The 14,208-nt window shown below is 70.8% G+C and carries 9 protein-coding genes and 4 pseudogenes; 8 read left to right on the forward strand and 5 right to left on the reverse strand.

Features of this window, described 5'->3' with window-relative positions:
• Nucleotides 1–187: 187 nt before the first annotated feature.
• Nucleotides 188–744 (reverse strand): annotated as a pseudogene (locus tag ACZ52C_RS40575) (hypothetical protein); the annotation flags it as partial.
• Nucleotides 745–858: 114 nt separating this feature from the next.
• Here ACZ52C_RS40575 and ACZ52C_RS40580 point away from each other — a divergent pair.
• The 5 genes and pseudogenes from ACZ52C_RS40580 to ACZ52C_RS40600 all read left to right on the forward strand — a co-directional run bounded on the left by ACZ52C_RS40580 (nt 859) and on the right by ACZ52C_RS40600 (nt 4,257).
• Nucleotides 859–1,071, forward strand: coding sequence for a hypothetical protein (locus ACZ52C_RS40580; RefSeq protein WP_469079554.1), 213 nt, complete (start codon nt 859–861; stop codon nt 1,069–1,071).
• 166 nt (nt 1,072–1,237) lie between these two features.
• Entirely contained in the window at nt 1,238–1,996 is a 759-nt protein-coding gene (locus tag ACZ52C_RS40585; RefSeq protein WP_469079555.1) for a hypothetical protein, read from the forward strand.
• A gap of 90 nt (nt 1,997–2,086) precedes the next feature.
• Nucleotides 2,087–2,599, forward strand: coding sequence for a hypothetical protein (locus tag ACZ52C_RS40590; RefSeq protein WP_469079556.1), 513 nt, complete (start codon nt 2,087–2,089; stop codon nt 2,597–2,599).
• A 531-nt stretch (nt 2,600–3,130) separates the two neighbouring features.
• The gene (locus tag ACZ52C_RS40595; RefSeq protein WP_469079557.1) at nt 3,131–3,688 is read left to right on the forward strand and encodes a glycoside hydrolase family 25 protein; all 558 of its coding nucleotides are present in this window, start codon (nt 3,131–3,133) and stop codon (nt 3,686–3,688) included.
• Between the two features lie 27 nt (nt 3,689–3,715).
• Nucleotides 3,716–4,257, forward strand: a pseudogene (locus tag ACZ52C_RS40600) (MOSC domain-containing protein).
• Between the two features lie 28 nt (nt 4,258–4,285).
• On the opposite strand, the gene ACZ52C_RS40605 reads toward ACZ52C_RS40600, so the two are convergent.
• The 4 genes from ACZ52C_RS40605 to ACZ52C_RS40620 form a co-directional block, all read right to left on the reverse strand.
• Complete coding sequence (locus tag ACZ52C_RS40605) at nt 4,286–4,936, reverse strand: hypothetical protein (RefSeq protein ID WP_469079558.1); 651 nt, start codon at nt 4,934–4,936, stop codon at nt 4,286–4,288.
• Between the two features lie 191 nt (nt 4,937–5,127).
• Nucleotides 5,128–8,016 carry a helix-turn-helix transcriptional regulator gene (locus tag ACZ52C_RS40610; protein WP_469079559.1) on the reverse strand — a complete coding sequence of 963 codons (2,889 nt, stop codon included), beginning with the start codon at nt 8,014–8,016 and terminating at the stop codon, nt 5,128–5,130.
• 237 nt (nt 8,017–8,253) lie between these two features.
• On the reverse strand, nt 8,254–9,300 hold the full coding sequence (locus tag ACZ52C_RS40615) for a histidinol-phosphate transaminase (protein WP_469079560.1): 1,047 nt from the start codon (nt 9,298–9,300) through the stop codon (nt 8,254–8,256).
• Nucleotides 9,301–9,566: 266 nt separating this feature from the next.
• Nucleotides 9,567–10,295, reverse strand: a complete 729-nt coding sequence (locus tag ACZ52C_RS40620; protein WP_469079561.1) for a cupin-like domain-containing protein — start codon at nt 10,293–10,295, stop codon at nt 9,567–9,569.
• Between the two features lie 644 nt (nt 10,296–10,939).
• Here ACZ52C_RS40620 and ACZ52C_RS40625 point away from each other — a divergent pair.
• From ACZ52C_RS40625 to ACZ52C_RS40635, 3 genes and pseudogenes are all read left to right on the forward strand, one after another.
• A pseudogene (locus tag ACZ52C_RS40625) lies at nt 10,940–11,592 on the forward strand (beta-ketoacyl synthase N-terminal-like domain-containing protein); the annotation flags it as partial.
• Nucleotides 11,593–11,779: 187 nt separating this feature from the next.
• Nucleotides 11,780–13,387 (forward strand): IS21 family transposase, encoded by a 1,608-nt coding sequence (gene istA / locus ACZ52C_RS40630; protein ID WP_469079562.1) that lies wholly within the window; start codon nt 11,780–11,782, stop codon nt 13,385–13,387.
• Nucleotides 13,384–14,021, forward strand: a pseudogene (locus ACZ52C_RS40635) (ATP-binding protein); the annotation flags it as partial. The gene istA and the pseudogene ACZ52C_RS40635, both read left to right, overlap by 4 nt.
• Between the last annotated feature and the right edge of the window lie 187 nt (nt 14,022–14,208).

Here is a 14,208-nt window from a genome sequence, read left to right on the forward strand (position 1 = left end):
TGTATCGCCTGATGAAGCGGCATCCGTGGAATCACGTAGTCCAACACGGAAACATCAGCCGGGTCCGTCGGCGATGGCCGAACCCGGCAAGGAGTAACCGCTTCGGGCGAGGCGTTGGAAGGCATTCCGCCTGGTGGACGGGTGGGGCCGCGCAGCAAGGTTCTCCCTGGAACAGGTCCGGTTCCGCGTGCAGGAACAGTGCGAGCGGGCGGCTGCCGGTGGCATCCTTCTGCGCCACCACCTCGGCGGTCGTCTCCACCGGGGTGTCGAACCCGGGCAGGGGTACCGGGTCGAGGTCGTACTCCCCGGTGACCGTGCGGTACGGGCCGGGCTTGCCCGGATCGACGCCGTTCGCCGGTGCCTGCGCGGGCATCCGTGGGCCGGACGGGTGCGTGTCGTCGGCCGCCGCGTGCAGCCGGCGCCCCGCGACCGTCACTTGCAGGTCCGCCGGCTGCTCGGCCTCATCTCGTCGAGGGCGAGCCGGAAGGTCCGTCTGTCCTTTGCGGGCCTCTGCACCCCGAGCAGCCGGTCCCCCGTGCGGAACTCGACCCGCGCATCCGCCATGGGCACCTCCCTCGGCGCGCGCCATACCAGTTCACGCGCCCCGCCCTTCCCGCCGAACCGCCACCCCGGGGGAAGTCGATCGTCGGCCGTCGTAGTCAACGGCTTCGATCTGTGTGGCTGTTCAGCCTGTGGCGGTCCGGGCGAGCCCGCCAGGGCCGCCAGCACCGCCACGGCGGTCACACATATTCGCCGGGCACGGATCAATGCTTCTCTCTTCAAAGCCACGTGCGCAGACGTCCCGTCGGTCCCAGGCGCCTCGCGCGTCACTGAGGACGAGCAAGAGGTGTGGGTGGGTTGACCGCCAGAAGACGCCGACGGCGGCAGAGCGTCGCGATGGAGCCACCAGGACGGGTGGTGCGGGTGGAGCGTGCGCGGGCGTGGACCGTGCCGGAGGCGATCGGCTACCGCCGCGGTCTCGCTCGTACCGTCCGGCCCGTGCACGACCAACTGGCCGATGTGGACCGGGCGCTGGTGGTGCAGCGCGGCAGCGAGCACGCGGCCGCCTGAGCCACGCTGGCCGGACGCACCCCGCCCACCTCCACGCCGGCCCGGGGTGGCTCGGTGAAAACACGTAGATCCCTACCGAACTTGGGGTCGGCACCGTGCCATGAGCCGCCGACGGGGTCATGATCTCCGTAGCGGAGGAGCTACGGGGGGCGCAGGGGAGGCTGTCATGTCGAACGCGCGTGGGGGCCGACCGAAGTGGTTCGGCGTCGTCGTGGTGGTGTTCCGCCTGACCATGGCGGTAGTGCTCACGCTGTACGCCTGGCGAACGTACGAGGAGATCGCCATCGCCCGCGCCCGTGACTCGGGGGCACTGGTACAAGCGGACGCCACCGTCGAGAAGCGATCCGAGGAGCGGATGTGGTCGCTGGGTGGAGCGGGCCAGGACCGTACGTCGGACGTGCACGTCTGGTACGACGTCACGGTCGAACTACGGGTGAACGGTGAGCTGCAAACGGTGAAGGGCGCGGCCGGCAAGGACGTGGGCGAACACGCCCGGGTCGGCTTGTGGCACGGGAAAGTCATCGAAGTCGAGGGGTACTACGTGTGGCACGGGTGGCACAGCGGCCTCGGAGGCAACACCCTCCTGGCCCTCTACCCCCTGTGCATGGGCTATCTGAACGTCCTCGCGGTGACGGCAGGCGTCTGGAGGGCACGTCGGAACGGCACCAGCGTGGCCGACCCCATCAACTTCGCCTTCGACATGGTGCTCGGCTTCCTCGCCGGAGCGCTCGCCATCCTTGTGCTGATCGTCATCCCCGGTCTGCTCGGCAGCGACCAGCCCCGGTACTGGCCGCTCATCCCCGTCGCCACCAGCATCACGGCCACGCTGCTCCTCATGCGCCAGACGCTCCGGTCGGGCTCGATCGAGATCACACCCGCCCCGGCCGACGACACCACCGCCGAGAGCAAGCCCGCGCGGCGCTGACGCGTCCGGCCGAACGGAACGGTACGGGGCGCTTGCGACCGACCGGCAACGAGCCAAAAGCCCTCTTCGGGCATGGAAGGGAACCAACACGTGACCAACTCCAACAGGCCTGCCCCCAGCGGCGGGAAGCTGACCACCGCATACGTACTGACGGGAGCGGCTTCGGTCCTCACTCTCTACGGGCTCTACCTCCTGGACTGGTTCCCGGAGCGCTTCGGGGAAGGCCTCACGTTCCTCGACTACCGTGTCGAGCACCTGGCGTCCCGCGCCGAAGCCAGTCATCTGCAGGGGTGGAAGGTTATGGGCGACACCTACTTCCGGATCGGATACCTCGTCCAGACCGCCGCCTTCCTGCTGCTGCCCTTCGTCGTGGCGCGCAACAGCCGGTGGCACTGGTGGGCGGCTCTCGCCGTGCTCGGGGCGGCCTGGCAGATGGCCGGCATGGCCGGCGCCGGCATCGTCAACACGACGTTCGCGCCGGCATTGGGCCCCCTCGCCGGATTCCTGGCCCTCCTCGGCTGGGGGCTCGCGCGCTGGGCGGTGGATGACGCCGGCCCCGCTGCTGTGGCAGGAAGTCCCAGTCGGCGAACGCGCCACCACTGATCACCTCGAAGCAGCCGTCGCCGCGACCTTGCGCCACGTCGCCCCGGACGTAGGGGCCAGGACGAGCGAGCTCACGGCCGGGCGGCGCACAGTGCGGCGGGCGGGGGCCGAGTCGCCTCCGTCTGCCGGACCGCTACGAGTACGGGCGAGCCCGCGACCACGCTCGCGGTGAACACCATCGAGTGCCGAGGGGCTGGGCTCCCACCCGGGTCGACTCACCCCGGATGCCGCCATCGACCGCCCGTGCGGCCGGGTCTCGGCTGCACGGGCGGTCGATGGTCGGCGGGCGCGGGGCCCTCTCAGAGGTGCTGTTCGGTGGCGCGGGCCGTCGGCATGAACGGGCTCGTCTTCGCCGGCCAGGACGACCTCGCAGTAGCCGTCGACGCGTGGCTGTGAATGCGCGGCGCTCCCCGCGGGGCGGTGGGCGGCGGGGCGGGGACGCGGTGACCCCGAGGAGCGGAGGTTCCCGCGCGGGGCATGTGGGGCATCATCAACTCCGGTCCCCACACTCGCACTTCAGGGAGCCCCCACATGCTCCGTGGCATCGATGTCAGCGCCTACCAGCCCTCGTCCTACGACACGGACGGATACTCCTTCGTCTTCATCAAGGCGACGGAGGGCCGCTCCTACATCAACCCGAAACTCGCGGCCCAGACCAAGCACGCCCGTGACGCCGGCCTGGTCGTCGGCTTCTACCACTTCCTGTGGCCCGGCAACCTCACCGCCCAGGCCGAGTACTTCGTCCGACACGCCCCCGAGAAAGGGGGTGACATCCTCGCCGTGGACTGGGAGACCACCGGCGAGGGCACGCACGCGACGAACGCGGAGAAGGACCAGTTCATCCGCAAGGTCAAGCGGCTGCGCCCGAACAACCGGGTCGTGCTGTACGCGAACCGGCACTACTGGCTGACGATCGACACGACGTCGTACGCCGGTGACGGCCTCTGGATCGCCGACTACGTCTCGGCGGGCAAGCCCCGCATCAAGGCCAAGTGGCGCTTCCACCAGTACACCGACGACCCGCTGGACAAGAACGTCGCCGACTTCGCGAGCAAGGCGGCGCTGCGCACGTGGGCCGCGAACGCCTGACCGGCGTCGCGCTCGTGGGCTTCCCCCATGGGTGGGACGATCGCTGCGGTCAGCAGCAACGGAACGTGTGCGTTCAGCAAACCGAACCGGGAGAGCATCACCTTGCTCGCCGGGTTCGGGGTGGAGTGGGACGTTCACGGCGGGGCGACGGTGAAACACCGTTTCCGGATGAGGAAGAACCCTTCCCAGCCCAATCTCCGGCAGGTGCACCTCCTGCACGAGGAGCTGTTCGAGGCGGTGCGGCAGGCCGGGTTCGCGGTGGCGGCGGGGGAACTCGGAGAGAACGTCACCACCCGGGGGATCGACCTGCTCGCACTGCCCCGGGGGACGCGGCTGCGGCTCGGGGAGATCGCCGTCGTCGAGGTGACCGGGCTGCGCAACCCGTGCGCGCAGATCGACGGGTTCCAGAAGGGTCTGATGAAACAGGTCGTGGTACGGGACGAGCACGGCCGCCCCGGTTCCGGTCCGGGATCATGGGCATCGTGGTGACGGGCGGTGTGGTGCGCCCCGGGGACCCGGTGGACATCGGCCTGCCGGCCGGCCCGCATCAGGATCTGGACATCGTCTGACAGCAGTCTCCGGGGTGGGCGGCGCTCCTCAGCCCACCCCGGACGGACCGCAGGTCTGAGCCGCATGGAGCGGCACGGCCAAGGTCAGTACGACGGTGGCGGCGACCGTGGCGAGCCACACCGCGTACAGCGCCGCGGGCCGCGCCCGGCGACGCGAGATCACCCACGCGATCCACGCGGCCGACGATCCGGCGGCCAACGCCGCCAGAAGGCACAGTGCCACCACGTTCCCCGAGATCGGATCCACGGGCGCATTCGCCGTGCAGTAGTCGCTGTCGTTCGTCAGCTCGGTGTCCAGAAGCACCACGAAGATCCCGAGTGCCGACGTCGTCCAGGCCACGGCGGCCAGCACCCGGTACGGCACCCTGAGCCAGGACCGCAGGGCGCCCGCCAGCGCCGCGCACATCAGCAGGAGCGGCACAGCCATCAGCCGAAACGGCACCGCCATCACCCGCGTCATGTCCCCCAGGCCCGCGCGGTACTGGCTGACCTGGGGGTCGTCAGCCCAGTAGAACCCCTTGAACGCCGCACACACCGAGGTGATGACCACCAGGGTGGCGAGCGCGTGCGCGTGCACACGGGCCCGAGGCGCGTCCGGGAAGGACGCCGGCCAGAGGACGTCCCGGCGCCGACCCGTCACCCCCCGGCCGACGGCAGCCCTGCAGCCTTCTGCGGTCACCAGCCTCACGTCCCCACTCCCCCTGCCTCCGTGTCTGCTCCCCACGGGCGTGCACCGCGAAGCTGGGGAACGCACACGAGCCTGGCATGTCGCGAGCCTGCGCCGCATCCGTGCAACCACGTAGGAAGCCGGTGTGTCGGGCGCGTCGCGAACCATCGGGGATCCCCGTCAGTGGCAGCTCGCCTGCTGCCTCATCTGCGTCGGTCGAGGGCGGCGCGGGTCATCAGGCCGGCCAGGGCGGAGCGGGACGGCAGGGAGGTCTTGCGGTAGATGGCCGAGAGGTGGGTCTCGACGGTTCGGCGGCTGAGATACAGCTTGGTCGCGATGGCCTGGTTGCCGAGTCCTTCGGCGACGAGTTCGGCGACCTGCCGCTCCCGTGCGGTGAGTTGGTCGAGATCGGTGGGGGCGGGCGGGGCGGGGGGCGCCTCGTCCCGTGGGCGTGTGAGTGCTGCCAGGTCGGTCAGCAGGCGGGCGCCGCCGATGTCGGCCAGGCGGCGGCCGCGTTCCCACAGCGCGATGGCGCGCGGAGCGTCGCCCGCGGCCTGGGCCTGGGTGGAGGCCAGCAGACTGGAGTAGGCCTCCCAGAGCGTGGCGCCCGACGGTGCGTAGGCCCGGGCGGCGCACTCGAAGAGGCGGGCGGCCGTGCGGGGGTCGCCCTGGTGCTGGGCGAGCGCGGCCTGGGCGCGCAGCGCGGCCCCGCGCTGGCCGTGCAGCCCGATGAGGTCGGCTTCCTCGGCGGCTCGTGCGGCCCAGCGCTCGGCCTGTGAGGTGTCGCCGAGGGCGAGGGCGGTGGCGGCGAGGGTGTCCAGCTGGCCGGGGCGTATGGAGGGCTGGAGGCCGAGGAGTTCGGGGCCGCCGGCCCGCAGGATGGCGTCCTGGGCCCGGTGCGGGTCGCCGCTCACCAGGGCCGTGTGGCCGAGCACGCATCCGGCCAGCGAGGCCCACCAGTGGCGGCTGGTGCCGGCGGTGGCGACGGCCTCCTCGGCGGTCGTCAGGGCCAGGGTGTCGCCGAGGGGGCGGTGCACAAGGAGGATCAGCGCTTTGAAGCTCAGCGTGAAGGCGAGCAGATCGCTGCTGCCGATGGCTCGGGCGACGGCTTCCGCTTCCTCGGCCGCCGCCAGCGCGGAGGGCAGTCGGCAGGTGGTGAGGTGCACGAAGGCCCTGGCGCTCAGCAGATGCGGCAGGACGTAGACCTGACCGCTTCGACGGGCGATGTCCAGTCCGCGGTCGGCGTGGCGTTCGGTGTCGGCGTAGCGTTCGAGGAGGGCTTCTGCCCAGGCCAGCCAGACCAGTGCCTCGGACAGTTCGGTGAGGTCGGGGTCGGTCAGTCCGTCCGCGAGAGCGGCGGCGGTATCGGCGAGCCGACCGGCCGTGGCCGTCTGTCCTTCGTAGGCCTCGCCCAGCGAAGCGAGCGCCAGCGCACCCAGCTCTCCCATGAGGTCGTTGTGGGAGCGGGCCACGGCGAGGGTCCGGTCGATGTCGTCGCGGACAGCGGGGTAGGAGACGGTGTTCAGGGCGGCCATGCCGAGGGCGAGTCCGAGGGAGACTGCCTGGCGGGGTTCGGGGCCGCGGGTCAGTTCCCGCCGGAGCAGGGCGGTCGCCTCGGGAGAATGTCCGAGGTGGCGTTCCATCATGGCGCACAGCGCGGTCGCGTCGCCGCGCAGCGCCGCCTCGTCGGGTCCGCAGCCGCTGATCAAGGCGTGGAGCAGCTCCCGGCTCTCGCGGAGGCTGCCGCCGGTCGCGAGAGCCCGGGCGCGGGCCAGGGTGATCTCGCCGCGCCGGCGGGCGTAGGCGGGTGTGTCCGGCATGAGCCGCAGGACGACCTCCAGCAGATGGGCGGCCGTCGCGGGTGCCGTGGAGGCGAACTGGGCGGCCGCCTCGGTCAGTACGGCCGCGGACAGTGGATCCCACCCCGTCAGCGAGCGCTCGACATGGTGAGCCCGTTCAGTGGCCGGAGCACCGATCGCGGCCAGTTCCGTCGCCGCGCCGCGATGGATCCCGGCACGGTCGGACGCGGATGCGTTCTCGTAGACCAGGGCGCGCAGCAAGGGGTGGCGCAGGCGCCAGCGGCTGTCGGACCCCTGGCGCAGCAGGTCACGCCGCGTCAGCGCGCTGATGTCGTCGTCGAGTTGCTCCGCCGTACGGTGCCCTGTGGCCAGCCGAAGCATGACAGGGGTGGCATGGTGCCCGAGGACCGCCACCGCTTCGACGGTCCGGCGTTGCGCCTCCGTCAGCGGGGTCAGTTCGTCCAGGAGCAGCGATGCCAGTCCGCCGGGCACCCCGGCGACGGTGATGCCGTGGTCCGGGACGATGCCGGCGGGCGGGGACGCGCCGTGCCGATGGGCGTGCAGCAGGCACAGGAGGTAGAGCGGGTTGCCCTCGCCTGCCGCGTAGATGCGCCGTGCGTCGTGCCGCGGCAGGTCGGGAGCGAGCGCCTCGATCGACTCCTGTTCGGGCAGCGGGCCCAGCACGATGCGCTCCACGGCCCCGCTGTCGACGCCACGGGTCAGGGCGGCGGCGAGCGGGTGCGGCGTCTGCCGTTCCCTGCGGGCGAGGACGAGGGCCACCCGTCCGCGCACCGGATGCCGGATCAGCTGGTCCAGCAGTTCCAGGGACGCGGGGTCCGCCCAGTGCAGATCGTCCAGCGCGACGAGCAGACCCTTGTGTTCCGCGAGCCCGGTCAGCACGTCCGCGACGGCACGGTAGAGGCCGAAGCGGTCACGCCCCTGAAGACGCGCTGCCGCATCGCGCACCCCGTACAGCGCCGGTGCCGCCGCGTCCGGCACGGCGTCGGAGTCGAGAAAGGCGGGATCGGCATCGGCGAAGGCATCCGTGAACGGCTGGAACGGAGTGTGCCGCTCGTACTCGGTGGCCCTTCCGCACAGCACGGTCAGCCCTCGCCGCCGTGCCCGGGCGCAGAGTTCGCTCAGCAGGCGGCTCTTGCCCATGCCGGCGTCCGCGGCGATGTCGATCACGGACGGCGCACCATCGCGACCGAGGCCGCCGATCACCGCATCGAGCCGCGCGAGTTCCTCGCCCCTGCCGATCAGCCGTGTTGCCGTCTCGTCCCACTCTGACACCAACGTCCGTTCCTCTTTCTCAGCACGATCCACCGGCATCCTCGCCGAATCTTCCCAGCCCGACGGAAAGCGGCAGATTCTACGTTCAGGCCTGTGCCACGGTCCTGTACTCCGTCGTCCGCACGGCTCCGCGTCGAGTCGCTCCCACGCCGCCGTCAGCCGGCCGCGGTGTCGAAGCGCACCAGGACGAAGGGGGAACAGGCCCCGGTGCCGCTCGCGGCACCGGGGCGCACGGCTTCAGCCTGTCCAACTCGCCACGAGCGTGAGCAGGACCTCGTTCTCCTCCGGCAGGCCGATCGTCACGCGGACGCCTTCGCCGGGCAACGGGCGGACGACGACTCCTCCGTCGAGGCAGTGCATGGCGAAATGCCCGCTGCCGGCCCCGAGGGGCAGCCAGACGAAGTTGGTCTGGGAGTCCGGTACGTCGAGTCCGAGCCCGCGCAGCCGCAGGGTCACGCGCTCCCGTTCGGCGACCGTGAGGGCGGCCCGGCGGGCGACCTCCGCGTGCTCGCCCAGGGCGATCACGGCCGTCTGCTGGGCGAGAGCGCTGACGCTGAACGGCACTTGCGCCTTGCGTACGTGAGCCGCGATCTCCGGCGGCGCCACGCAATAGCCGACGCGCAGCCCCGCCAGGCCGTAGGCCTTGGAGAAGGTGCGCAGCACCACCACGTTCGGGCGGTCTCCCAGCAGTTCGAGCGCGTCGGGGACCAGTGCCGGATCGGCGTACTCCCGGTAGGCCTCGTCGACGACGATCAGCACCTCCTCCGGAACACGATCCGTGAAGTCACGCAGCGCGCGCTCGCCGACCGCGGTGGAGGTGGGGTTGTCGGGGTTGCAGACGAAGACCAGCCGGGTCCGGTCGGTGATCGCCTCCGCCATGGCATCGAGGTCCAGCACATGCTCACGCAGCGGGACGCGCACCGCCGTGCCGCCCGCGATCTCGGTGAGGATCGGGTACGCCTCGAAGGAACGCCAGCCGAAGACGACCTCGTCACCGGGGCCCACGACCGAGTGCAGCAACTGCCCACAGACCTCGGATGACCCGGCGCCCACCACGATCCGCTCCGGCGCGACACCATGGTGCTCGGCTATGGCCTGCAGCAGCGCGGTGGCGCTCATGTCGGGGTAGCGTGACACGTCTCCCGCCAGCCTCGGGAGCGTCTGCGCCACCTTGGGCAGCAGCCCGTGCGGGGACTCGCTGCCGGCCAGCACCACCCGGCCGGGGAGTGTGCGCGCGGGCGTACAACGAGGCAGTCGCATCAGAGACGGACGAAAACGCACCATGGCTGAACTCGCTCCTGCCGCGATGGGCCCCGAGATCGCAGCGCGGGGCTTTCTTGACAGGGAAAGCATGAAGATCAGACACCAAATGATCAACTATCCGGTCAATTCGGCTACAGATGACCAAGGCGTGACCTGTGCAGCAGCAATCCGTCTCTCCGCCACCTCCACAGATCTGTGGCACGAGACGATTGGCGTCGACCGGCTGACACGGGCTGCCTCGCGGCGGACGAGTACCGAGTCACGGGAACCGACGGCCGTACCAGCGGTCACCGGGCGGCCGGATGACATGTGCGGTCCGCCGTGTCGCGCAGCCCGGCACGATGCAGGGTGTCGCGCAGACCGACCCGGGTCCACAACCGCGCGACGTGGGCCCCGGAGCCGAAGAAGCCGCTCAGGAGGATGCCCGCGCTCAGGTTCACGACCTCGTGCCACCAGTGCGCCGGGACATACAGCACGGCCCCCGGTTCCAGGTCCACCGCGAAGAAGTCGTCGGCCGCAGTCCCTCCCCCGCCCGCGGCCAGTTCCGGCCCACACGCGACAGGCGTGCCCAGGAGTCGTACTTGGTGGACAGCGCACCCGCGCGTTCGACGGTCCCCCGGGCGCGCGAGGAGGAAGCGCTTCGTCCCGGATATCTGGACGGCACAGTTGTCCAACAGGTCGTAGTGCAGACCGGTGCGGGCGCGGGCGGGCCCGATCCAGGCATTGCGCGAGGTGACGGAGCCACGGGGAAGGAAGTCCATCTCTCCCAAGTCCCCCTCCCCCCGCAGCGCGGGGAACTGTTTCAGCAGGTCGAACCCCTTGAGGTACCTGCCGATGCCCTGGGAAGCGTTGCGGGCATCGTCGTCCTGCCGACCCGCCTGGTCCCCACCGGAGGCGTGGCGTTGCCTGTGGAGGGCGACCGCTGGCTGGTGGCCGCCGTCGGGGCCGGTGAACACCGGCCGCCCCGGGACCCGGAGCGGTTCGACGAGTTCCTTCGGGGGCTGCGTGACCCGCACTGGCCGACTTCGCCGCTCGCGCCCGCCCCGTGACCGAGGTTGCGGTGCACCGGCGGACCGGCACCGTGCGCCGCCGCTACGAGCGGCTCCCCCACTGGCCCGCCGGGGGCTGCTGGTGACCGGTGACAGCATGTGCACGCTCAACCCGGTGTACGGCCAGGGCATCACGGTGGCCGCTGTGCAGGCGCTGCTGCTGCGCAAGGTGCTCGCGCGCGGTACCGGGCCCGGCTGGGAGCGCCGGCTGCTCCGCGGCTTCGCCCGCGCCGCCGACCTGCCCTGGGCGATCGCGACGGGTGAGGATCTGGGCCACCTGGAGCCCGGCCGACGCGCGGGCCTGACCGCCACGCTGTTCGGCCACTGGTCGGGCGAGATCGACCGCCTCGCCGCCCACGGCAACACCCGGGCTCAGCGAAGGCTCGACCGTGTCTACCACCTCATGGGTTCACCCGTCGGCCTCTTCGACCCCAGGTTGGTCGCTTCCTCGGTCCGCAGCCGACTGCTGGGACACCTCCCCCACACCCCGTCCGCCGTTCGGCATCGAGCGCACACCCCCGCGCTGACGACACGATCCGCCCCACCAAGAGCGCCCCGGCCCAGCGTCCACCCGACATCTCGCCCACCAGACCCTGCAAAGAGAACCGCCGATGAACATCGCCGTGACCGGGCTCGGCTGCACGACCCCCCTCGGCGGCGACCTGGCCGGCACCTGGTCCGCCCTGCTGGCCGGCGAGTCGGGGATCTCGCCGATCGAGGAGGAGTGGGCCGATGGGCTTCCGGTGCGCATCGCCGGCCGGTTGCGGGTGAGCCGACAGCCGTGCTCGCACGCGTGGAGGCCCGCCGCCTGGACCGCTGCCAACAGGTCGCCCTGATCGCCGCTGGTGAGGCGTGGTCGGACGCCGGCCGGCCCGAGGTGGATCCATGCCACCTGGCGGTGGCGATGGGCACCGGCACCGGCACCGGCACCGGCGGCGTGTTGACCCTGCTGGGCCAGGACGATGTCCTGGAACGTTCCGGCGCCCGGCACGTCTCTCCCCGCGCCGCGACCATGCTCATGGCCAATGGCCCGGCGGCCGCCGTGAGTCTGGAGCTGGGAGCACGGGGCGGTGCCCACACCCCGGTCAGCGCCTGTGCCTCCGGAGCCGAGGCCATCGCCCTGGGCATGGATCTCATCCGACTCGGCCGCGCCGATGTCGTGGTGGCGGGCGGCGCCGAGGCATGCCTTGACCCTCTGCCACTCGCGGGCTTCGCCCGGGCGACGGCACACTCCACCCGCAACAACGACCCCCGACGGGCATCCAGTGGCTAGGGCGGCGTTCAACGGCCCCACCAAGGCGACTCCAACTGGCCCCAGTTGGAGGGGCGTTCGGGGGCACTGAGGGGTAGTGGCGAGGCGAAGTGGCCCCACCTCGGGTCTTGCGGTGGAACGGTGGTTGTGGTCCACCGAGGGTGGGTGCTGTGGATGTCCCTGTCGAAGCAAGAGTTGTTTGACCGGATCCGCCGCGACAGCTGGCAGCTGGCAGCTGGGGCTGTCGATTCGGGCGTTGTCGAAGAAGTACGGGGTGCACCGGCGTCTGGTACGAGAAGCGCTAGCCTCGCCGGTGCCGAAGCCGCGGAAGCGGCCGGTGCGGACCTCGCCGCGGATGGAGCCGTACAAGAAGACGGTCGACCAGTGGCTCCGCGCCGATCTTGAAGCCCCGCGCAAGCAGCGGTACACCGCGAAGCGGATCGGTACGCGGCTGGAGGAGGAATTCGGCGTCACGCTGCCCTACACGACGGTGCGTGACTTCGTTGCCGCCCGCCGCCGGGCGATCGCCGAGGAGGGCGGGGCCGCGGCCGAGGGCTACGTGATCCGGCACAACGCGCCAGGCGCGGATGCGGAGGTGGACTTCGGGGAGGTGTGGGTCGACCTGGCCGGGCAGCGGGTGAAGTGCTACCTGTTCGCCTTTCGGATGGCCTACTCGGGCCGGGCGGTGCACCGCATCTCGCGCTCATGCGGGCAGCAGGCATTCTTCGAGGGCCACGTGCACGCCCTGTCAGTGCTGGGCGGAGTGCCGACCGGGCAGGTCCGCTACGACAACCTCACCCCGGCGGTCAGCAAGGTGATGTTCCGCAGCCGGCTGCGGGAGGAGAACCCGAAGTGGAGTGCGCTGCGCGAGTTCTACGGATTCACCGCGTTCTACTGCGAGCCGGGACTTCGCGGCGCCCATGAGAAGGGGGGAGTGGAGGGGCAGGTGGGCTACTTCCGCCGCAACTACCTCACCCCGGTCCCACGAGTGGACACGCTGGAGGACCTCAACGCGCAGATCGCCGGGTTCGAGGAGCGGGAGCTGGAGCGCCGGATCGGCTCCCGGATCCGTACCATCGGCCAGGACTTCGCCCGCGAGGTCCCCCACCTGCTGCCGCTGCCGCCGGATCCGTTCGAGACGGCGATGACCTTTCAGCCGCGGGTCGACCGCTACAGCCGGATCACCGTGAAGATGTGCTCCTACTCCGTCCCGGTCCGCTTCATCGACCGCAAGGTCACCGTACACCTGACCGGCGACACGCTGGTCGTCTTCGACAACCGGCGGGTGATCGCCCGCCACATCCGGCGCGCCGGCCGGGGCCTGGAGCACCTGGTCCTGGACCACTACCTGGAGGTGCTGCTACGCAAGCCCGGGGCACTGGACCGCTCCGAGGCACTGCACCAGGCCCGCGCCGAGGGCACCTTCACCGCCGAGCACGAGGCGTTCTGGGCACTGGCCAAGCAGCAGCTCGGCGAACTTGACGGGACGAAAGCCATGGTCAGGATCCTGCTCCAGCACGCCGATGTGATCGCGGGCCTTCGCGCCGCCATCGCGCTGGGCACGTGCAGCGAGGACGTGGTCGCTCTGGAAGCCCGCAAGGCCGCGCAGGCCGACGGCCGGGCTCCCACCGTGACCGCCGCCCCGGCAGCCCCCGACCGGCCAAAGCCTGCCGATCCGCAGTTGCCGCAGGTCAGCCACCTCACTGCGCACCGCCTGTCCAGCCCTCTGCCCGAAGACGCCCGCCCCCTGCCCCGCCTGGAGCAGTGGGACGAACTGCTCCATCTGCACCGGAAGGACTCGTCATGACTGCCGCTCATCACGCCCTCACCGCCCAGGCGTCCGACGCCGCGATCGACACCGCCTGCCGCATGCTCCGGTTGCCCACCATGCGCTCGCAGGCCGCCGACACCATCGCCCGCGCCGAACGCGAGGGGCTGTCCTACGCGGGCTTCCTTGCCGAGCTGCTGATGGCTGAGTGTGAGGACCGTGACCGACGCCGGGCCGAACGCCGCATCCGGGCCGCCCACTTCCCGCGCGAGAAGTCCCTGCGCGACTTCGACTACGCCAACCCCAACGTGGATCCGGCCGTCATCCACAACCTCGCCACCTGCGACTGGATCACCAAGGGCTACCCGCTGTGTCTGATCGGGGACTCAGGAACAGGCAAGTCCCACCTGCTCATCGGCCTGGGCACCAGGGCCGCCATGGCCGGCTACCGCGTCCGCTACACCACCGCAGCCAGCCTGTGAACGAGCTGGTCGAGGCCGCCGACGACAAGCAGCTCGGCAAGACCATCGCCCGCTACGGACGCGTCGACCTACTCGAAATCGACGAGCTCGGCTACCTCGAACTCGACCGCCGCGGCGCCGAGATGCTCTTCCAGGTTCTGACCGAGAGGGAGGAGAAGAACAGTATCGCCATCGCCTCCAACGAAGCGTTCACGAAAGCGCACATGTTCCGGCGAACCCGTGTGAGGTGCTGCCTGAACAGCACGGGTTCAAGATGAATAGGCAGGCCGCCAGGCCTGACGTAGTGTCAATCCCCTCCGAACGTGGAGACCTTCCTATGCAGCCAGTTCCTCGGTGAGGCTGGCTCGGTGGTCGTGTTCGTAGTCGATCGGGCTCTTG

The sequence above is a fragment of the Streptomyces sp. NPDC034049 genome (genome assembly GCF_055575575.1).